This is a genomic window from Thermus sp. H19.2 (assembly GCF_054979525.1).
On the sequence record NZ_JBUFDB010000002.1, the window covers coordinates 36618 to 56644 of the forward strand.

A 20027-nucleotide genomic window follows, 5' to 3' on the forward strand; every position below is an offset into this window, starting at 1 on the left:
ATTGAGCGCCACCGTGGGTCTTCCGCTTCCAGGGGGACCTGGAGGTCCAGGCCCTCTTCATCGCCCAGGAGGTGGGGCGCCCGCTTTCGGAAGGTTTCCGGGTCTATGACCTTGGCGAGGGAGCCTACCGGCCCTTAAGGCATCGCGACGTGGCGGTCCTCGGCCGCACCCGGCGGGAGCTCGCCCAGGTGGGGGAGGCCCTGCGCCGCCTGGGGGTGCCCGCGGGGACCCTGGTGGCGGACCTGCGGGAGGGAACCCTGCACCAGGAGGAAAGCCTCAGGGCCAAGGAGCGGGCCGAGGAGGCCCTGGGGTCTTCTTGGGGGCGGAGGCAGGCCCGGGGAGGGTTTCGTGGCCCCCCTTTCGGGAGACTTCGGGAAAGGGCCCAAAGAGGGTGTATAATCGCCCCAATGAAGAGCAGGCGGGTTTACCTCAACCGCTTCCTCCTCAGGCCCATAGAGGAAGAGGAGCGTAGGCCCCTTTTCCTGGAGGTGCGCTTTGCCCCCTCGCTCTCCCGGGAGGAGAACCCCTATCGCCTCTTGGGAAGGGTGGCGGGCCAGGTGGGGGGCCTGGTCACCCCGTGGAACGGGGGCCTACTGGCCTGGTCTTCCCCGCGCGTCCAGGAGGGGGAGGTGAAGGGCCTCGAGGGCCCCTACCGCTTCGCCCTCCACCCCACGGGGGAGGTCTTCCTGGACCCCTCGAGGCCCTCGGATCGGGAGGCCCTTTCCCGGCTAGCCCAGAAGCGCCTGGAGGCGGGGTTGCAGAGGCTCTACGCCCGCCCGTACGAGGTGGAGGGGAACCTGCTTCTGGGGAAGGAGGTCCACGCGGGCGAAGGGTGGAGGGTCCGCCGGGGGTCCTACCTCAGGGCCTTCGTGGATGGGGAGGGCCGGCTTTTCCTGGAAGTGGACATCGTCCACCGCATCCTGCCCACCCTCACCCTGGAGGAGTGGCTCGCCCGGCACCCCGCTCCCAGGAGGGTCCGGAACACCTACCCCAACGCTCTGGGGCGGCAGCAGACCTGGGAGCTGGTGGCCGTGGAGGAGGGGCGCACGCCCAGGGAGGTGGGGGTGGGAGGGGTGAGCCTTCTGGACTACCACGTCCAGAGGGGCAGGATAGCCCACGAGGGGCAAGCGGGAAGGGTGGTAAGGGTGCGCGACTACAAGGGGGAGGAGGTGTTCCACCTGGCAGGCCTCCTCCAGCCGGTGCTCACCCTGGAAGACCTCTCCGAGCTCGGCTACGACGGAGACCTGGACCTGCGGATCCCGCCCCTTGAGAGGTTCTCGTTTGCCACGAGAACCGCGAGGAGCGTGGCCGGACGCGTTTTTCAGGTACCCGACCCCAAACCCCAAGAGGCTCTCGCCCATCCCCTTCCCCGGCCCCGGCTCAAGGCCAGGGGTGGGCAGGGGATCGGCAAGCCGGCCGACGCCCTTCGCCGGGGGGTCCTCGCGGGGCAGGACGCCAAGGTGGGCCTCTTGGTGGTGGACGGGGCGCCTTCTTGGCCCGACCTCCTTCGGAGGGCCCTCCTGGAGATGGGCCGCGCCAGCGGGGTCAACCTGGAACCGGTGGCGCCCATACGGGTGGCGAGAAAGGACCTCCTGACCCTGGACCTGGCCGCCGCCCTGGATCGGCTCTCCCGGGAGGTGGGGGTGGCCGCCCTCCTGGTGCAGACCCCGCCCCTTTCCCCGAACGAGCGCAACGGCCTTAAGCGGGCTTGCCTTCAGCGGGGGCTTCCCAGCCAGTTCTTCAACCCCCCTCTGTCGGGGCACAAACTGGACAACGTCCTCCTGGGGCTGGCCGGCAAGCTGGGCTGGAGGGTGATGGCCCTGGACGGGGCCTACCCAGCTGAGCTAGCCATAGGCTTTGACGCGGGCGCGGACGGGTCGCGGAGCCTCCGGTACGGGGGAGCGGCCTGCGCGGTGACCGCCGATGGCGGGCTCCTTGCGTGGATCCTTCCCGAGGCGCAGAGGGGGGAGAGGATCCACGGGGACGTGGTCTGGGGCATGGTGCAGGAGGCCCTCCTGGCCTTCCAGCGAAGGGCGGGCAGGTGGCCTTCTCGCGTGCTCCTCCTCCGGGACGGCAAAACCCAAAGGCAGGAGTTTGACCTCGTCCTCCGGGAGCTCGCCAGGGTGGGGATCGGCTACGACCTGGTCTCTGTGCGCAAAAGCGGTGGGGGCAGGGTTTACCCGCGGGAGGGGGAGAAGCTCACCGACGGCCTCTACGTGCCCTTGCCCGAGTGGGAGGGTAAGCCCGCCTTCCTCCTGCTCACCGCCTACCCCGGGGAAGGGAGGATGGGGGGCACGCCCCGCCCGCTGAAGGTGGTGCACGAGGAGGGGTCCACCCCGGTGGAGGAACTGGCCCGGCAGGTGTACCACCTGTCCCGCCTTTACCCGCCCAGCGGCTACCGCTTCCCCAGCTTGCCCGCCCCCCTCCACCTGGCGGACCGCCTGGTCCGGGAGGTGGGCAGGATCGGGCTCAGCTCGCTCCAAGGCCTGGACAAGGAAAAGCTCTTCTTCGTCTAGGGGGCTAAGTGCCCGCACTTTGGTTTTGCGACGTGGGATGCCCGAAATGGGGCTGGGAGAGGGCTTTTTGGGGCCCCCACCGCGGCGAAAGCCGAGTAGCATGGGGGCCCCGGCCAAAAAGGCCCGCAGGGCTTCCGTACTTGGGCTTGGGCGAAGGATTCACGCCAAAGGGGTATCAGACCCAATCGGTGTTCATCCAATGCCCAAAGCTCCAGGACAAGCCAGGAGAAGAGGTACTTCAGGAGGAAGATGGTGAAGAAGAGTTTTTTTGAAGGCCTCCCCCTCTTCCACGTCCCTCTCCCGGTGCCGGGGACGGGGGCGGAGGGGGGCGAAGCCCAGGCGCCTCATCCACTTCCAGGCCCACCTGGGGTCCACGGGACGGCCTAGCCTCTCCGAGAGCCACTCGGCGGCGTTCCTTATGGTCCATATCCCGTCCCGGGGATGGGGTTGTAGGAGGGCCTGGCGGAAGGCCTCTTGCAGCTCTGGGGGGAGCAAGGGGGGCTGGCCTGGGTTTTGGTGCCGGAGGTCGGCCATGGGCTTGTCCGCGTTGTAGCGGCGGAGGGTGTGGCGGACCCAGCGGGTGGAGTAGCCCAGGGTCTGGGCCACCTGGGGGATGGAGTGGCCCGTGCCCAGGAGCCAGATGGCATGCCAGCGGGAGCGTTCCACGGGGTCTTCGCTTTCCCGGTACAAGGCGTGCAGGTTGTCCGGGTGATGCCGCAGCTTGAGTTCCAGCCGGGGGCGGCGTTGGTGTTTGGCCAGATGCATGCCCCCCTGCTAAGGGAGAAACCTAGGGGGAGGTTTTATCACCACGCCAGGGCGAGCCCCTCCGCCCGGGGGTCCGAGGCGGCGCAAAGGGCCTCCCCAAGGCGAAGAATCGCCTGGCCCCGCCCAAAGAAGCCGTACTCCGCCTCGTAGCGCACCCGGTGCCCCAGGTCTTTGAGAAAGAGGACCGTGGCCTGGGGGATGCCGGGCTCCAGAAGCACCTCGTCCCCCGGCACCGCCTGCCAGCGGGGCCGGTCCAGGGCCGCCTGGGGGTTCAGCCCGAGGTCCGCCAGGCCCACCACCACCTGGACGTGCCCCTGGGGCTGCATAAACCCCCCCATGACCCCAAAAGGGCCAAGGGGCTTCCCCTCCCGGGTGAGAAAGCCCGGGATGATGGTGTGGAAGGGCCTCTTCCCCGGCCCCACCCGGTTCGGGTGCCCCTCTTCCAGGCTGAAGCCCAGGCCCCGGTTCTGCAGGGCGATCCCCGTCCCCGGCACCAAAACCCCCGAGCCAAATCCCTGGTAGTTGGACTGGATGAGGGAGACCATCACCTCCCCGTCCGCCGCCGCGAGGTAGACCGTCCCCTCGGGGCGGAGCCCGGGAAGGACCCGGGGAAGGGCCCTCTCCCCAATAAGCCTCCTCCTCTCGGCCGCGTAGGTCTTGGAGAGGAAGGCCTCGGGGGAAAGCTCCATGTGCCGGGGGTCGGCCACGAAGCGGTAGGTGTCCGCCAAGGCGAGGCGCATGGCCTCGATCTGCACGTGGTAGCTCCAGGGGTCCTCCGGCCTCAGGTTAAACCCCTCCAAAAGGTTCAGGGCGAGGAGGACCGCCACCCCCTGGCCGTTGGGGGGAAGCTCCCAGACAGTCAGGCCCTTGTACTCCGTGGAAAGGGGGGCCACCCACTCCGGGGCGTGGGCCTCCAGGTCCTCCCGGGTAAGGAGCCCCCCCGTGGCCCCGCTGAAGCGGAGAAGGGCCTCGGCCAAGGGCCCCCGGTAAAGGCTTTCCCCGTAGCTCTCGGCGATCTCCCTAAGGGTCTTGGCGTGAAAAGGGCTCCGCCACACCTCCCCCGCCCTTGGGGCCCTCCCTCCGGGGAAGAAGACCTCCTTGAAGGGCCCAAACTCCGGCCCCTCCAGGGGAAGAAATACGCCTTCCGCCCGCCGCCAGCTCCTCGCCGTCTCCGGCCCCACGGGGAAGCCCTCCTCGGCGTAGCGGATGGCGGGGGCGAGGACCTCGGCGAAGGGAAGCCTGCCCCAGCGTTCGTGCAGGGCCCGCCACCCCGAGACCGCCCCCGGAACGGTCACGGGAAGCCAGCCCCGCTCCGGCATCCTTCCGGGAAGCCTCTCCGGGGTGAGGGCGAGAGGGCTTTTCCCGGAGGCGTTCAGGCCGTGGAGGGTTCCGTCCCACACCAGGGCGAAGAGGTCCCCCCCGATCCCGTTGGAGGTGGGCTCCACCACGGTGAGGCAGGCGGCCATGGCAATGGCCGCGTCCACAGCGCTTCCCCCCCTTAAGAGCATCTCCATCCCCGCCAGGGCCGCAAGAGGCTGGCTCGTGGCCACCGCGCCCCGCCTTCCCAAGACCACGTGGCGGCGGGAGGGGTAGGGGTAGTGGGTGAGGTCCATCAGGCGAAAATATCCAGGGGCAGGTAAGCGGAAACCACCCAGTTAGGGGCATCCACCACTTCGCTGATTCTTAGGTCCACTGCCACGCTACAGAGCATGTACGCCTTCTCCGGGGATAGCCTATACTCCCGCCCTAGGTGGTCGATCATGTAACGTACCGCATCCTTTGCTGCAAGCATAAGGTCCGGAGCAATCCCTGTGGTGGCAAAAAAGCCTCTCTCCCCTGGAACTTTCACTGATCCGTGTGGGACTTCAAAAGCCGGGCGCGGTATCCTGGCCTCCTTGCGCAGGTCAAAACGTAGCGCGATCCGCATGGGTGACTCCACCGCAGTACCACACACCTCGCCATCCCCCTGAATGGCATGGGTGTCGCCCACAGAGAATAGGGCCCCCGGTACCTGCACCGGAAGGAAGAGTCTCGCCCCTTCCACCAGGTCACGGATGTCCAGGTTGCCCCCCACCTCTCGCGGTGGAACCACGGAATGCACCCCAGGGGCCGCAGGAGCCACGCCGATGGTGCCAGGGAAAGGCCTGTAGGGTAGCCGGACTCCAGGCAGAAACTCCACACCATCTAAGTAGTATCGCGAAAAGTGCAAGTGAGGATTTGGAAAGTCTTCCGCCAACAGCCCAAACCCCGGGATGATGGCCGTCCAACCCCACCCCGCCCCCTCGAGGCCCACCACCTCAACCACCAGGGCATCCCCCGGCTCAGCCCCGTCCACCAGCACGGGACCCGTGACCGGGTTTACCCGGGCGAAGTCCAGACGAGCCACGTCTTCAGCGGTGGCACCCGGCGTCAGCTGCCCTCCAGACGCATCCACCACCTCGAATTCCACCACCTCTCCCGGAAATACCCTGGCTACCGGGGGCAGTCCATTATCCCAGCCGAAGTGGTGATGTTCCCGATGAATGGTCCTGTAGCCCTTCATTTCAGATACACCTCCTCGTAGTTGACCGGGATGTGAATGGGGTCCACGTAGATGCTGTCCGGGCCCCCGAGGCGCGCCGACCTCAGGGTGTAGCGTTTCTCGTGGAATATCGGAATCCAAGGCGCGTCTCCCATGATCTTGAGAAAGAGTTCGCGGTACCCCGCCGTCCGTGCCGACTGCTGTTCCGGCTGGACCATGGCGTCAAGCTCTTGCGCCCTGCGGTCTAGGTCCCGGTTGCAATACCATGCCCAATTCCATCCTCCCGGAACCGCCGCAACGCAGGAAAGAATAGGCCAGTAGAAGTCGTTCGGGTCTGGATAATCAGCGATCCAGGCCATACCTCCAGACCAAACCATGGGCGCCTGGCCGGGGGTGCCAGCGGCCTGGATTACAGTGCTCTGGGCCAAGGTCTTGAGCTCTACCTTGACGCCCACCCGCGCCAGGTCTTGCTGGAGGGCCTGAGCGATCCGGGGATTGGGGTCCGTGTTGTTGGCGTATAGGACAGTGCTGAAGCCGTTGGGGTAGCCCGCTTCCGCCAAGAGCTTCTTGGCGCGTTCGGGATCGTAGGGATAGCCAGCGTAGTCCTTGGCGTACCCCGCCATCAGCGGAGGTAGGATTTGAGTGGCAGGCGAAGCACGGTTGTTAATCAGCCGCACAACGCGGCTCTTATCGATGGCCATGTTCAGGGCTTGCCTCACCTTAAGGTTATCCAGGGGCTTAACTCGGACGTTGAGGGTAACGTACCCAGTGTGGAGCTGGTCCCCCACGGCTACCAGGGACCGCAACTGGGGGTTGTTCATCACCTCGGCGAATCGGGCGGGAGGGATTCCGTCCCCGAGTAAGTCCACCTCCCCTCTCTGGAAGCGGAGGAAGGCTACGTTGGGATCCAGCCCTATCAGGAACACGATCTCCTGAACCCGTGGGCGTCCTACCACGAAGTACTGGGAGTTCCGCTCCAGAACCACCCTCTGGCCCAAAACCCATTCCTTCAGCTTGAAGGCTCCGGTGCCTACAGGATGCTTGCCAAAATCCGGACCCCAGCGCTCTACTTCCTCTTTAGGCACCGCATAGGCGAAGTTCAGGGCGAGCTTGTGCAGGAAGGAAGCGTCCGGTTGCTCCAGAGTGATGCTCAAGGTCCTCGGGTCCACCACACGAATCCCCGTGACCTCCTTGGCCTTCCCCTCAACAAAGGCCTTGGCCCCCTGGATTCCCATGAAAAAGCCCTGACCAGGGCTCTGGGTCTTGGGATTCAAGGTGCGCTCGAGACTGTACTTGATGTCCCCGGCCACCAGCACCCTTCCGTTATGGAAGCGAATCCCCTGCCTGAGAACAAAGGTGTAGGTGCGCCCATCTTTGGAAATGCTGTAGCTTTGTGCCAAATGCGGACGCAGAATGGTAGTTCCGGGCTCGTAATCCATAAGCCCATCGAAGATGGACTTGATGATGGACCAATTCTGCCAATCGTAACCGATAGCCGGGTCCAGGGTAGCGATGTCGTCTTTGAACGAGACATAAATCGTTCCACGGGCGCCCTGGGCCAGGACCGCCCCTGCCAACAGAACCCATGCCAAGAAAAACCCTATCCGTCCCATACGACCTCCTAACCGTACCGAACCCGCGGATCAAGAAAAGTATACGCCAGATCCGCCAAAAGGTTACCCACCACGATGAAGCTGGCCGTGAGCACTACCGCCCCTAGGATGATGGGGATATCCACCTGCTGGATGGCCTGCCAGGTCAGCTGGCCAATCCCTGGCCAGCCGAAGACCGATTCCACCACTACCACCCCCCCCATGAACATCCCGAGGTCGCTCCCCACCATAGCAGCGATGGGCAGCAACGCAGGCTTAAGCGCATGCTTACCCACCACCACACCCAAGGGCAAGCCCTTGGCCCGGGCGGTCCTCACGTAATCCGCCCTCAGCACCTCCAAGAGGTTGCTTCGCATCATCCGCGCATACCAGCCACCTCCCGTGAGGCCCAAAGTGAGAGCCGGGAGTACGGCGTGGGCCAGGGTGCCGTACCCGCCCAGGGGGAGAAGCGGCCAGACGTAAGCGAAGGCGTACAGAAGCAACAAGCCCAAGGCGAACTGGGGTGCGGCCACCATGGCAAAGGCCCACAAGGTAATCGCCCGGTCCCAAATCCGCCCGGCGTGGAGAGCCGCCAGGATGCCCAGGGGAACCCCTATGAGAAGTTCAGCCAGGATCCCTAGCGCGGTGAGTTCCAAGGTGGGGCCAAGCCTCGAAGCCAAAAGGTCCCTCACCTGGGTCCGCTGCACATAGGAGCGGCCTAGGTCTCCGCGAAGAAGGCGCCCCAAGTAGGTCAAATATCGTTCGGCTAGAGGCCGGTCCAGGCCAAGCTCTTTACGCACGAGCTCTACGGCCTCGGCACTGGCGCTCCTTCCGGCCACCAACCGCGCAGGATCTGCCGGCAGGAAATACAGAAGGGCGAAGGTAAAGGTAGCCACCGCCCAAAGCACCCCCAGGCCCTGTAGCAGACGAATCAGAACATAACTCGTCCTCACCCCAGCGCCTCCCTGAGTGCTTCTCCTAAAAGGTTAAAAGCCCAAGCTGTCAGGAGGATAGCGGTGCCCGGGAATGCCACCAGCCACGGAGCTTGGGTAAAATAGGACTGGCTCTCGTTGATGATGCCTCCCCAGGAAGGGGTTGGAGGCTGGACTCCCACTCCCAGGAAGGAAAGGGCGGCCTCGAGGAGCACGGTGGAGGCCAGGCCCAAACTCGCCCAGACCACCAAGGTGGGTAATAGATGGGGCAGCAAGTGACGGAAGAGAATTCGGACATGGTCGGCCCCCAATGCCCGGGCGGCTTCCACAAAGTCCCGTTGGGCAAGGGAAAGGGTCTGGGCGTTCACGACCCGGGCCACCTGCACCCAGTTCACGAGGGCGATAACCAAAGACACGATCCCCAGGCTGGGCTTCAGGATCGCCGCAAGGGCGATGGCCAGCAAGAGCGCGGGAAAGGCCATCATCACGTCCGTAAAGCGCATCAGCAAGGTACCGGCCCAACCTTGGTAGTAGCCGGCGGTGAGACCGACAATTAGGCCGAGGCCCACGGCTATCCCATTGGCCAGTACCCCCACCGCCAAAGAGGTCCGGGCACCCCAGATCATCCTGGACAGTAGGTCCCTTCCCAAAAGGTCCGTTCCCAGAACAAACTTGGGGCTCGGGGGCAAGGGCTGTCCCTCGAGGGATAGGCCATCGGGAAACTGCTGCGCTGGATCATAGGGCGCAAGCCAAGGAGCCAAGAGGGCCACAGCGATCTCCGCCACCACCAGGAAACCCGCGAGGATCACCCAGGGATCCCGAACCAACCGGCGCCAGCTCCTCCGCACGGTCTCAACTCCCTGCCGTACGTGGGTCTAAGGCGTCTCTCAAAGCATCACCCAAGAGGTTGAAGGACAGGACAACAACAAAGATGGCCGTTCCCGGAAAGACGGCCAGCCAAGGCGCCGATTCAAGATACCCGCGGGCCACATTAAGCATGGACCCCCAGGAAGGCGTGGGCGGTTGCACCCCGAGTCCCAGAAAGGACAAGGTGGCCTCGGCCAAGATGGCATTGGCCGTGGAGAGGCTACCCTGAACGATCAGGGGACCCCAAAGGTTGGGCAGAATGTGGCGGAAGAGAACGCGGGCGTGGGAGGCGCCCAGGGCTACCGCGGCCGCCACATAGTCCTTGCCTAACTCGGCCAGGACTTGACCACGGACCAAACGTGCCACGGCGGGGGATATAACGATGGTGATGGCCAGCATGCTGTTGGTCACCCCCGGACCGAGGGCAGCAGCCAGGGCGATGGCCAGCACCAAAAAGGGAAAAGCCAGAAGAGCATCCACCAAGCGCATCAGGACGCTATCCAGCCAGCCTCCCGCATAGCCCGCGACCAGGCCCCAAAGCCCCCCTAGCACCAAAGCCAAGCTCACCGAGACCACGCCCACCGCCAAGGACACCCGACCCCCATACAAGACTCGGGAGAACACGTCTCTGCCGAGCTCATCGGTGCCAAAGGGATGCGCCCAGGATGGGGGCTGAAGCAGGCGGTCAAAATGGGTTTCCGTTGGCAAGGCTGGGCTCAGCCACGGGGCGAAGAGGGCTCCCAGGACAAAGCTGGCCAGGACCAGACCGCCCAACACCCCCATGCGGTGGCTGAGAAAGCGAAGCCAAGCTTTGCGACCGAGCGCACTCATCCGTATCGAATCCTCGGGTCCACTAAGGCGTAAAGCATATCCACGGCCGCATTCACCAGAAATACCAAAAGGGCCGAAACCAGAACCACCCCCTGCAGGACGGTGAAATCGCGTGTTAGCACCGCATCCACCACCAGGCGCCCGAACCCCGGGATGGAAAAGATTTGTTCTGTCACCACCGCCCCTCCCAAAAGCCCTCCCAGCTGTAACCCCATCACCGTCAAAATGGGAGTAGCCGCATTGCGCAGGGCATGCTTGACGAGAATCCGAGAAAAGGCCAGACCCTTGGCCTTGGCCGTACGGATATAGTCCTGGGAGAGAACTTCTAAAAGGCTGTTGCGGGTAAAACGGGCCAGGGCCCCGGCCAAGGCGGTTCCCAGGGTGATCGCCGGTAGGATCATGAGCAACACGTTGCGCCTCACATCCACCCAAGGTTCCACGTACCCGGAGGGAGGAATCCACCCCCAGCGCAGGCTGAACAGGTAGATGAGCATAATCCCCAGGAAAAAGTTGGGCACGGAGACACCCGCCAAGGAACCCGCCGTGATCAACCCGTCCAACCAGGAACCTCGGAGGATCGCGGCCAGCATTCCCGTGGGCAGGCCTATGGCAAGGGCTACACCCATGGCCAAAACAGATAGCTCCACAGTGGTGGGGAGCTTCTCCCGGATGATACGGCTCACGGGGACCCCATCCTTGATGGAGCGCCCAAGATCGCCCTGCAAGAGCCCCCAGAGCCAGTTCCCGTACTGAGCTACCACGGGACGGTCCAAGCCGAGATTCCGCCGTACCTCCGCCGCCACCTGGGGATCCGGTTCTTCCCCCAAAAGAAGCCTTACCGGATCCCCAGGAAGTACCCGGGTGAGGACAAACACCGCAACGGATACCAAGAACAGGGTGGGCAAAGCTTCCAGGAGGCGGCGGAAAAGATACGCGCTCACCGCAGCTCCACCTCTGCAAAGCGCAAAATGCCGTCCGGAATAAGCGGTAACCCTACGAGCTTCTTGGAAGCCCCGATGAGCACTTGGGGGTGGTACACGTATACGTAAGGCGCGTCCTCTAGGATGATCTTCAAGGCTTCGCTGTAGAGGCTCTTACGCACCTCCATTACCCGGGTAGCCCGGGCCCGGTTGAGCAGAGCATCCACCTTGGAATTGCAGTAGCCAGCGTTGTTGAGCGGGCCGCCACAGCGCATAAAATCGTAGATGTTTCCGTCAGGGTCCGGTCGCCCACTCCATCCCAGGATCGCGGCCTCGTAATCCTTCCGGTCCGTACGATCCAGGAGGGTGCCAAACTCCACTTGCTGGATCTGGATGCGGATCCCTGCTTCCGTGGCCATGGCCTGGTATACTTGCGCGAGCTGAGTGAGGAGGGGACCCGGCGCAGTAAGCAGGGTGAAGGAAAACCCGTTGGGAGAACCCCCTTCCTGGAGCTTGCGCTTTGCCAGAGCGACATCCCTCTTAGGAACGGGAATGGAGGGATCGTAAGCAGGGGAGCCGGGCGGGAAGGGCCCGTTGGCCGGCGTAGCAGTTCCGAGGAAGACCACTCGGTCAACGGTCTCCCGATCGATGGTGGCAGCAAAGGCTTGGCGCAGAGCCTTATTGTTGAAGGGAGGCCGGGTCACGTTCAGCCAAATTCCCTGGAAGCCCAAGCTGGGGAAAGCGTGAAGGCTCAGGTTGGGGTCCGAACGAACCCGGGCAAGGTCTTTGGGCGCTACCGGCGTAATGACGGTAGTGGCCCCCGAAAGGAGGTTGGCAACTCGTACGTCGTCATCGGGGAAGGGGCGGTAGATCAACTCGTCTATCTTGGGATAGCCCTTCCGCCAGTAGCCTTCGTTTTTTTGAAGCACGATGCGGTCTTGGCGCTTCCTCTCCACAAAGCGGAAGGGGCCTGTCCCCACGGGGTTGTTCGCCAGATCTTGGCCATATCGCTTTGCAGCTGCGGGACTCACCATCATACCTGCGCGGTCACTCAAAACGTACAGGAACGGTGAGAAGGGTTCTTTGAGCACGACCCGCACGGTATACTTGTCCACTACCTGAACCTCTTTCACCGGAGCCAGTTCTCCCTTGCGGCGGGAACCCTCGGCCGTGAGAGCCCTGTCCATATTGAACTTGACCGCCTCGGCGTCGAACTCGGTGCCATCATGAAATTTCACTCCCTGGCGGAGCTTAAATGTGTACACCGTCCCATTTCCTCCCACAGACCAGCTAACAGCCAGCATGGGGACGATCTTCAAGTCCTTGTCTATATCCACTAACTTATCGTAGACTTGGTTAAGGACTTGACGGTCCACCAAAGCCGAAGAAAAAACAGGGTCCAGGTTTGGGGGATCGGCATCCAAACCCACCGTGACTGTAGTTTTTGCCACAGCCAACCCCAATGCTACCAGCGCCGCAAACGTCCACAGCCTCTTCATCGGGTGTCACCCCCTTGTGGCTCGTCGGCCAGGGCCGACGTTTCCACCTCGCACAAGTGCTGGCGCATCGCTTCCCGGGCCTCTTGAGGGTTTCGGGAGAGGATGGTCTCTAGAATCCGCCGATGGCCTTCCAGGCTTCGTAGAGGGTCATACCTGTGGGCCATAGCTCGTAACCGGGTCTCGCGCAGCCCAGCATTAAGGGCGGAGACAATCTCCTGCAGCACGGCATTTCCGGAAGCGACAGAGATAAGCCGGTGAAACTCCAGGTCCAGCAAAAGAAAACCGTGGGGATCCTTAACATGCCGGGCCTGATCGGCCAAAGTGTCCTGCAGAGCACTGAGATGTATTGGGCTGGCCCGCTCTGCGGCCAACGCCGCCGCCTCCGGCTCCACAATTTGTCGGAACTCAAACAAATGCTGCAGATTAAGGCCCTCTAAGCGCCGGGCCAACAGGTAGCCAACAGCAGACGACTGCGCTCTAACTCTGGCCCCATCCCCCTGGCGGATCTCGATAAGTCCAGAAGCCTCTAAAAGGCGTAGGGCTTCCCTGAGAGAAACCCGGCTCACGCGAAACCGCTCGGCCAAAGCCCGCTCCGAGGGCAGGTGTTCCCCGGGGCTCCAAAACCCTTCTCGGATAAGAGCCTCTAACTCTTGCGCTATTAGGGTGGCGATCCGGGTGCGTTGCATACCGGCCTATTGGTCTAATCTTTAGACCTCTTAGCGGACATGGTAGCTCCATCCCCTCACCCTGTCAAGGGCTGAAGGGCTTGCCTAGTAAATTGCCTTGTACCCCGGAGGGGGCGGGAGAAGGGAGAGAAGAACCCTAAGGCCGTAGGCGATGAGCTCCAAAAGCGCCCGCGCCATGGCCGTCCAAGGCTTCCGCTCCATGAGGTATCCCCCACCCAGCCGCGTCTTCATCCCCCCAAACACCCCCTCCACTACCCCGCGAAACCGGTACACCTCGGGGTCCCACCCCTCCCGCGCCCGCACCCGCGCCTCGTCCCTGGCCTCGCCCCCGCCCCGAAGCCGGATCACCGGCCGCACCCCCGCCTCCCCCAAAGCCCCCCAAACTTCCTTCCCTGATCCAGCCCCCTAAACTTAGACACTTTCACCCTGCCTCCCGTGTGACGTCCTGCGTGCTTTGCCCCAGCGCCTCCTGCATCACCTCCTTTGGGGTCCGGTAGCCCAGACCCGAGTGCAACCGGCTCTCGTGGTGGTCGTGTAAGGATTTATGTGTAAGAGTCCGTGTTTAATAGGGGGGCACACCTTGGAACGAGGAGGTGCCCCGTGGACCAGGATACCTTGCGAATCTTGCTGAGGGAAGCGGTGCGGGAGACGGTGGCCGAGGTTTTGCAGACGGTTCTGGAGCTGGACCGGACGGCCTTCTTGCAGGTGCACGGAGGCCGCAGGAACGGCTACTACCCCCGCAAGCTGGAGACCGCCTTCGGCCAGGTGGACCTGAAGGTCCCTAGGGATCGGGAATCTCGGTATTACCCGGCTTTCCTTAAGCCCTACGCCCGCCGCCTGGTGGACGTGGGGGGTCAGCCGAAGGCTACGTTCCAGTGGCCGTGGCCCTCAAGGTAGCCCCTTCGGGGCTGACTTACGCCGCCGGGGTCAGCCAGCGCAAGGCGGCCGGTCAGCCGAAGGCTACGTTCGTCTATTGAGCCTGCTCTTAGGCCACCGCTACTCCCACGAGACCCTAAGCGCTCTGACCGACCAAGTCCTGGAGGCGGCAGGAGCCTTCCGCACCCGGCTTTTGCCCGAGGAGATGGCCTTCGTCTACCTGGACGGGCTTTCCCTAAAGGTCTTCAGGGAAGGAGAAGGGATCGTGCGGGGTCACGCGCAAGCGTATCTTGAATGCGTGTATGTGGCCCTGGGGATCACCCCTGATGGGCAGAGGCGGGTCCTGGGGTTCTGGCTGTTGCCCACGGAGAGCGCCCTGGGATGGGAGGGGGTACTGGGGGAGCTTTGGCAACGGGGTCTGCGGCGGGTGTTGCTCTTCATCACCGACGGGTTGCCCGGGCTTCCCGCTGCTTCGCCGTCAGGCGAACACCGAAAGGCTATCCGCAAGGTCTACCCTCAGGCGGAGTGGCAGCGGTGCGTGGTGCACGGGGTGCGGTGGAGCCTGTCCCAGGTGCGGGCGCGGGACCGGGGCCTGCTGGCGGAGGACCTGAGGCGGGTGTACGGGGCGGAGGGCCGGGAAGAAGCTCTTGGGGCCTTGGAGGAGGTGAAGGCCGCCTGGGGTTCGCGGTACCCGGGGGTGGTGGGGCTGTGGGTACAGGATTCGGGGGCCTTCCTGCGGTTCTACGGGTACCCCAAGGTGCTTTGGCCGTACCTGCGGAGCACCAACCTGATGGAGCGGTTCATCCGGGAGATCCGGCGGGGGACGAAGGTGCGGGATCACAAGTTCCCCAAAGCTGCTTCCCCGTCAGGGGAACACCTTGTAGAGGCGGTGTACAAGCTTCTCTACTTGGAGTCAGAGAGGCAGGAAGGGACGTGGTCGGAGAGGCTGCTTCGCAAAGCGAACATCTTGCGGCTTAAGGGCTTTGCCGAAGTGAAGGAGGTGCTGGAGAAGATGCTTCAGGAGCGGTATGCCCCCCGTACACAGACTCTTACACAGAGTTCTTGACACGACCAGGCCGCGTAAGTCCAGCTGGAGTGGGGGCTGGCTGGCGGCCAATCCTTCTCCTGCCCACGTGTCCCGAGGCCGGGCGAGAAGGGCTCGCCGGCGTTGCGGGGGGCCAGGGCGGGAACGAGCCGGAGCCCCTCATGGGGAACACGGTTCCCTGAGCGCCAGGCTTCCTTAACCGCCCCCAGGGACTTCTAGGCGATAGGCGCGGGAAGGTCTCCCGGTTTTCCCATAACGTACCTCCACCTGCACCCGACCCTCTCTGCGGAGGGCCTCCAAGTAGCGCCAGGCGGTGACTCGAGAGAGGCCCAGAGTCTCCGCTACCTCCTCGGCTGTAAGAGCACCACCTCCCTGCAATAGGGCGAGGACTTGCCCTAGGGTCAACGGGTCCAGCCCTTTGGGAGCCTGTCTACGCCCCAGGAGGCGGTCCACGTCTGTCTGAGCAACCTCCTTCTTGGCCTTGAGGTTCTGAAAGGCGCGGAACCGGACCAAGGCCTCCCTGAGCCGGGAGCGCCCGAAGGGCTTCACCAGGTAGTCCATGGCCCCCCCCAGGAGGGCCCGCTCCACCGTGGGCACGTCCTTGGCGGCGGTGATGACCACGGTATAGATCCCTTCCAGAGCAGGGAGAAGCTCCAGTCCGTGGCCGTCAGGGAGGTAGAGGTCTAGAAGAACCAGATCTAGGCTTTCCTCCAGGAAGACCCAGGCCTCCCGAAGGCTTCCCGCGATCCCCACCACACCGAGCCCCTCCTCCTCTAGGAAGGCCCGGTGTAGGTTGGCTAACCGTCTGTCGTCCTCCACGATGAGGGCTCGGGCAGGCTTAACCAGAAAACCGTCCACCCCTCTTTCCTATGGTAGCCCACCTCGCCCCCCAGGGCCCGCGCTTGCGCCCGGGCCAAGGCCAGGCCGTACCCTCGCCCCGTGCCCCGGCCGCTCGCCCCGGGAAGGAAAGGGGCTTCCTTCCCCTCAGGAAGCCCCGGTCCGTCGTCAAGGACCTCCACCCTAAGGCCTTCCCCCTCTAGGAAGCGGAGGCCCACCTCGCTTCGGGCCGCCTCGAGGGCGTTTTCCAAGAGGTGGCCGAGGATGCTGGCCAGACTATCACCTATGGGAGCGTAGCGGGCGGGGAGCCTTCCCTCGAGGCGGAAGCCGAGGCCCCGCTCCCGGGCCCGGCGCAGCTTGCCGAGAAGAAGGGCAGCTACCAAGGGCACTTCCACCCCCCGAAGGAGGTTCTCTAGCTCTCTCTCGGCGTGAAGCTCTCCTTGCACAAGGTGCAGGGCTTCCTCCGCCCGACCGAGCTCCAGGAGCCCACCGATAACGTGGAGGAGATTTTGAAACTCATGGGCCTGGGCCCTTAGAAGCTCCAGGTGGCGGCGGCTTTGGGTGAGCTCCTCCGCCAGGCGCAACAGCTCCGCCTGCTCCTGAAAGACGGCGATCCATCGGTTCCCGAGTCCTTGGAGCCGGACGCGGCCTGGGCGGCCCGTGGGCAGGGGCAGGTAGGCCTCGCCCTCCTCCAGGTGATCCGCTAAGGCAGGCCACACCCGCCGCAAGGGTAGAGGGGGTAGGGCCCCGGGCGGTAGGCCCAAAAGGGCCAGCCCCTTGGGGTTAAGGAGGACCACCTCCTGCTCCTTAAGCACAGCTACCCCCTCCTCGAGGCTGGCGAAGGCCGCGGTTAGGTCGGCAAGCCCCTCCCTTGCTTCGTTTAAGGGCGTCCCCAGCGTCCGGAGGACGGCGGCCTCGGACCTTCTCCAGGCCCAAAGCCAGGCCAGGAGGGCGAGGCCTAGGGGAAGGAGCGGGGAGGGCAAAAGGAAGGGGTAGACCCGCGCCACCTCCAGGCTCCCTCCGGCCCAGGGTCGCGCTGCCCAGACCAATATCCCCCGAGGCGTCACCTCCGCCCCTGAGGCTCCTTCGCCCCAAAGAGGGGCGGCCTCCCTGGGGTGCGCCGTGAGCCGTACACCAAGCCGCGAAAGGGCCTTTAGGTCGGAAAGCTCAGCCACCGCCTCCGCCAGGGCCTCCACTTCCTGGATGGCTAAGGCCGTGAGGTGACGGTTGGCCTCGAGGCCCATCCCCAGCCAAAGGCCTAAGGCCAGTACCAGCACCGGAAGCCAAATCGCCCGGGCCACAAGCGCATTATGCGCGGCTTACCCGGGGTAGACCAGGGCGGATTCCGGGTCCACGGCGAGCCGCACCCGGGCCTCGCCCAGGGGAAGTGGGCTAAAGAAGCGGAGCAAGGCGTCTCCGGCTCGCACCCAATGTTCATAGTGGCTTCCCAGGTAGAGGCTGTGGGCGAGGGCGCCTTCTAAGACGTTCACCTCTCCTGCTCCCGCCAGCCTTAGGGCCTCGGGTCGAAGGACGAGCTTGGCGAGCCTTCCTGGGGCCAGTGTTCCCATGGCCCGGGCCCGCAAGGGGAAGCCCGCAAGCTCCAGGCGGGCCAGGGGTCCCTCGAGGCCCACCACCAGGGCCTCTACCACGTTGGGGTTGCCCAGGAAGTCCGCCACGAAGAGGGTCTTCGGGTTGCGGTAAAGCTCCTCTGGGGTGCCCACCTGCTCCATCCGACCCTCGTTCAGGAGGGCGATGCGGTCGGCTATGGCCATGGCCTCTCCCTGGTCGTGGGTTACGAAGAGAGCGGCCTTGCCCGTGGCCTTCAGGGTCTCCCTAAGCCACACCCGGGCCTGGTCGCGGAGCTTGGCGTCCAGGTTGGAAAGGGGCTCGTCCAGGAGGAGGAGCTTGGGGTCGTAAGCCAAGGCCCGCGCCAAGGAAACCCGCTGCTGCTGGCCTCCGGAGAGGGCTCCTGGGTAGCGGCGCTCGAGCCCCGTGAGCCCCAAGCGGTCCAAAAGAGCAAGCACCCGCTCCCGTACCTCCTTCTCCGGCACCTTCCGAAGCCTCAGGCCATAGGCCACGTTCTCGTAGACGGTGCGATGGGGCCAAAGGGCGTAGGACTGGAAGACAAGGCCCAGGTTCCGCCGCTCCGGGGGCAGAAACACCCCCTTCCCCCCATCAAAAAACACCTCCTTGCCGAGGAGGATCTTGCCCCCGGTGGGGCGCACGAGCCCCGCCACCGCCCGCAGGAGGGTGGTCTTGCCCGAGCCCGAAGGTCCAAGGAGAGCCAGGATCTCCCCGGGGGCTACGGCCAGGTCCACCCCTTTGAGGACGAGGTTTTCCCCGAGGCGCACCTCGAGGGCCTCCACCTTAAGCGTTCCCACCGGAGCGGTCATAGCCTCTTGCCCGTCAAGCGTTTTCCGGACCATTTTCCTGCCCTTTCCTCAAAGCCCTTGGGGCCTTACCCCGAGCCGGTTTGCCAGGAGGAAGACGCCGCTCACGATGAGGACCTGCAGGGTGGCGAGGGCGGCGATGAGGTCCACCGCTCCCGTCCCCCAGAGGGCCACGATCTGGGCCCCCAGGACCTCGGTGCCTGCCGTCATCAGGTAGACCCCGGTGGAGTACTCCCGCACGAACTGGATGAAGAGCAAAAACCAGGCGGTGAGGACCCCGCCTTTGAGGAGGGGTAGGGTGCCGTGGAGGAAGGCCCTGATAGGGGAGGCCCCGGCGATCCGGGCCGCCTCCTCCACCTCCCACCCCACCTGGAGGAGAGCTGCCGTGAGGAGCCTCACCCCGTAGGGCATCCAGACCACCGTGTAGGCCAGGACGAGGGCGAAGAGGGTGTTGCGCCAGGGAGCGATGGGCTTGAAGAAGAGAAAAATCCACAGGAAGGCGAGCCCCATGATGAGCCCGGGAACCGCCCGGGGCAGGCCCGCCAAGTAGTCCAGGACGCGCCCAAAACCCCGGCCCCGCTGGATGCCCAGGGCGACGAGGAGGTAAAAGGCCAGGGCCAGGAGGCCTCCGAAGGCGGCCACCCAAAGGGTATTGGTCACCGCCCGGCTTAGGTTCGGGAGCTTAAAGACCTCGGCGTAGTGCCCCAAGGTGAAGACCTCCCGCAGGTCCACGCCAGGACCCCAGCTGGTGACGAGGCTACGGAACACCACCCCGAGCACGGGGAGCACCACCGCCACCAGGAGGTAGAGGGCGAGGGCGAGGGCCCACGCGTACCGGAGCCGCCCCAGTGGAAGCTTTTCCGTGCGGTATCCCCGGGCTCCGATGGCCACGTACCGCCCCTCCATCCGCCCCACCAGGTAGCGCTGCAGGAGGACCAGGGTAAAAGCGATGAGGACGATGAGGACGCTCACCGCCGCCATGAGGTGGTAGGCGGAGGTTCCGGTGATGGCGGTAAGGCGGTAGAGGTAGGTGGTGACCACCATGACCCCTTTGGCGTCTCCCAGGACCAGGGGGAGGCCGAAAAGCTCAAAGCCGAGGAGGAGCATGAGGGCCCCGCTGTAGACCAAAGCGGGGCGCACGAGGGGAAGGGTGACGGAGAGGGCCACCTGGTACGGTCTTGCCCCCGCTACCCGGGCGGCCTCTTCCAGGGAGGCGTCCACGTTTTGGATGGTGCTCGCCACGTACAGGTAGACGTAGGGCACGTGGGTGAGCCCGGCGATGACGGCGATGGCTGGGAGGGTGTAGATGGTCCAGGGAACCCGGCCCAGAAGGGATTCCACCCAGCCGGACACAACCCCCGAGGGTCCGAAGGCCACGATGAAGCCGATGCCCAGGATGATGGCGGAGATAAAGATGGGGGCGAGCAGCAAGAGCTCAAAGAGCCGGGCGAAGGGAAGGTCGGTCTTGGTGACCAGGAAGGCGAAGAGGCTTCCCAGGGGCACGGCGATTCCGACCATGCCCAGGCCGATCAGGAAGGAGTTCTTGAGGGCCTCGAGGAAGTAGGGGTCGTGGAGGACGTAGCGGTAGGCCTCGAGGGCGAGGCGCTTGGCCGGAGCGAAGAAAGGGGCGGTGAGGAGGCTCTGGTAGACCAGGATCCCTATCGGGGCAAGAACCAGGACCCCTACCGCTGCGGTAAGGAGGAGGAGGGGCCAGGAAAGCGAGGGGGCACGGGGGACCCTCTGCACCATG

The 20027-nt window shown here is 64.6% G+C and carries 15 protein-coding genes and 2 pseudogenes; 2 read left to right on the forward strand and 15 right to left on the reverse strand.

The annotated features are described in order from the left end of the window. Positions 1 to 149 precede the first annotated feature (149 nt). Complete coding sequence (locus ACY5J6_RS12435; RefSeq protein ID WP_462846691.1) at positions 150 to 2516, forward strand: argonaute PAZ domain-containing protein; 2367 nt, start codon at positions 150 to 152, stop codon at positions 2514 to 2516. Between the two features lie 192 nt (positions 2517 to 2708). On the opposite strand, the gene ACY5J6_RS12440 is transcribed toward ACY5J6_RS12435, so the two are convergent. From ACY5J6_RS12440 to ACY5J6_RS12490, 11 genes and pseudogenes are all read right to left on the reverse strand, one after another. Then, entirely contained in the window at positions 2709 to 3281 is a 573-nt protein-coding gene (locus tag ACY5J6_RS12440) for a winged helix-turn-helix domain-containing protein (protein ID WP_462846692.1), read from the reverse strand. Between the two features lie 38 nt (positions 3282 to 3319). Continuing rightward, a complete protein-coding gene (locus ACY5J6_RS12445) occupies positions 3320 to 4894 on the reverse strand; it encodes a gamma-glutamyltransferase family protein (RefSeq protein ID WP_462846693.1) in 1575 nt (524 codons plus the stop codon). After that, entirely contained in the window at positions 4894 to 5823 is a 930-nt protein-coding gene (locus ACY5J6_RS12450) for an acetamidase/formamidase family protein (RefSeq protein WP_462846694.1), read from the reverse strand. Before ACY5J6_RS12450 ends, ACY5J6_RS12445 begins: the two co-directional genes overlap by 1 nt. Beyond that, the gene (locus ACY5J6_RS12455; protein ID WP_462846695.1) at positions 5820 to 7415 is read right to left on the reverse strand and encodes an ABC transporter substrate-binding protein; all 1596 of its coding nucleotides are present in this window, start codon (positions 7413 to 7415) and stop codon (positions 5820 to 5822) included. The genes ACY5J6_RS12450 and ACY5J6_RS12455 overlap by 4 nt, the downstream gene beginning before the upstream one ends. Positions 7416 to 7423: 8 nt before the next feature. After that, positions 7424 to 8347 (reverse strand): ABC transporter permease, encoded by a 924-nt coding sequence (locus ACY5J6_RS12460; protein WP_462846696.1) that lies wholly within the window; start codon positions 8345 to 8347, stop codon positions 7424 to 7426. Continuing rightward, positions 8344 to 9174: an ABC transporter permease gene (locus tag ACY5J6_RS12465; protein ID WP_462846697.1), complete on the reverse strand. Its 831-nt coding sequence runs from the start codon at positions 9172 to 9174 to the stop codon at positions 8344 to 8346. Before ACY5J6_RS12465 ends, ACY5J6_RS12460 begins: the two co-directional genes overlap by 4 nt. Before the next feature lie 4 nt (positions 9175 to 9178). Then, entirely contained in the window at positions 9179 to 10024 is an 846-nt protein-coding gene (locus ACY5J6_RS12470; protein WP_462846698.1) for an ABC transporter permease, read from the reverse strand. Continuing rightward, entirely contained in the window at positions 10021 to 10965 is a 945-nt protein-coding gene (locus ACY5J6_RS12475) for an ABC transporter permease (RefSeq protein ID WP_462846699.1), read from the reverse strand. The genes ACY5J6_RS12470 and ACY5J6_RS12475 overlap by 4 nt, the downstream gene beginning before the upstream one ends. Next, positions 10962 to 12443: an ABC transporter substrate-binding protein gene (locus ACY5J6_RS12480; RefSeq protein WP_462846700.1), complete on the reverse strand. Its 1482-nt coding sequence runs from the start codon at positions 12441 to 12443 to the stop codon at positions 10962 to 10964. Before ACY5J6_RS12480 ends, ACY5J6_RS12475 begins: the two co-directional genes overlap by 4 nt. Further along, the gene (locus tag ACY5J6_RS12485; RefSeq protein WP_462846701.1) at positions 12440 to 13129 is read right to left on the reverse strand and encodes a FadR/GntR family transcriptional regulator; all 690 of its coding nucleotides are present in this window, start codon (positions 13127 to 13129) and stop codon (positions 12440 to 12442) included. Before ACY5J6_RS12485 ends, ACY5J6_RS12480 begins: the two co-directional genes overlap by 4 nt. A gap of 84 nt (positions 13130 to 13213) precedes the next feature. After that, positions 13214 to 13522 (reverse strand): annotated as a pseudogene (locus ACY5J6_RS12490) (hypothetical protein); the annotation flags it as partial. 165 nt (positions 13523 to 13687) lie between these two features. Between ACY5J6_RS12490 and ACY5J6_RS12495 the strand changes: the two are divergent. After that, positions 13688 to 15071: pseudogene (locus ACY5J6_RS12495) on the forward strand (IS256 family transposase). Between the two features lie 174 nt (positions 15072 to 15245). Here the strand turns inward: ACY5J6_RS12495 and ACY5J6_RS12500 are convergent. The 4 genes from ACY5J6_RS12500 to ACY5J6_RS12515 are packed head-to-tail and all read right to left on the reverse strand — an operon-like array spanning position 15246 to position 20026. Further along, positions 15246 to 15908, reverse strand: coding sequence for a response regulator (locus ACY5J6_RS12500; protein WP_462846702.1), 663 nt, complete (start codon positions 15906 to 15908; stop codon positions 15246 to 15248). Further along, positions 15848 to 17188 (reverse strand): sensor histidine kinase, encoded by a 1341-nt coding sequence (locus ACY5J6_RS12505; RefSeq protein WP_462846703.1) that lies wholly within the window; start codon positions 17186 to 17188, stop codon positions 15848 to 15850. The genes ACY5J6_RS12500 and ACY5J6_RS12505 overlap by 61 nt, the downstream gene beginning before the upstream one ends. Before the next feature lie 18 nt (positions 17189 to 17206). Next, a complete protein-coding gene (locus ACY5J6_RS12510; RefSeq protein WP_462846704.1) occupies positions 17207 to 18280 on the reverse strand; it encodes an ABC transporter ATP-binding protein in 1074 nt (357 codons plus the stop codon). A gap of 48 nt (positions 18281 to 18328) precedes the next feature. Continuing rightward, complete coding sequence (locus tag ACY5J6_RS12515; RefSeq protein WP_462846705.1) at positions 18329 to 20026, reverse strand: ABC transporter permease; 1698 nt, start codon at positions 20024 to 20026, stop codon at positions 18329 to 18331. Position 20027 lies beyond the last annotated feature (1 nt).

Excerpts from the sequence above, each read along its gene's own strand:
- ACY5J6_RS12515 (WP_462846705.1), bottom strand. The coding sequence starts at position 20,026 with ATGGTGCAGAGGGTCCCCCGTGCCCCCTCGCTTTCCTGGCCCCTCCTC.
- ACY5J6_RS12455 (WP_462846695.1), bottom strand. The coding sequence starts at position 7,415 with ATGGGACGGATAGGGTTTTTCTTGGCATGGGTTCTGTTGGCAGGGGCG.
- ACY5J6_RS12445 (WP_462846693.1), bottom strand. The coding sequence starts at position 4,894 with ATGGACCTCACCCACTACCCCTACCCCTCCCGCCGCCACGTGGTCTTG.
- ACY5J6_RS12440 (WP_462846692.1), bottom strand. The coding sequence starts at position 3,281 with ATGCATCTGGCCAAACACCAACGCCGCCCCCGGCTGGAACTCAAGCTG.
- ACY5J6_RS12450 (WP_462846694.1), bottom strand. The coding sequence starts at position 5,823 with ATGAAGGGCTACAGGACCATTCATCGGGAACATCACCACTTCGGCTGG.
- ACY5J6_RS12485 (WP_462846701.1), bottom strand. The coding sequence starts at position 13,129 with ATGCAACGCACCCGGATCGCCACCCTAATAGCGCAAGAGTTAGAGGCT.
- ACY5J6_RS12510 (WP_462846704.1), bottom strand. The coding sequence starts at position 18,280 with ATGACCGCTCCGGTGGGAACGCTTAAGGTGGAGGCCCTCGAGGTGCGC.
- ACY5J6_RS12470 (WP_462846698.1), bottom strand. The coding sequence starts at position 10,024 with ATGAGTGCGCTCGGTCGCAAAGCTTGGCTTCGCTTTCTCAGCCACCGC.
- ACY5J6_RS12480 (WP_462846700.1), bottom strand. The coding sequence starts at position 12,443 with ATGAAGAGGCTGTGGACGTTTGCGGCGCTGGTAGCATTGGGGTTGGCT.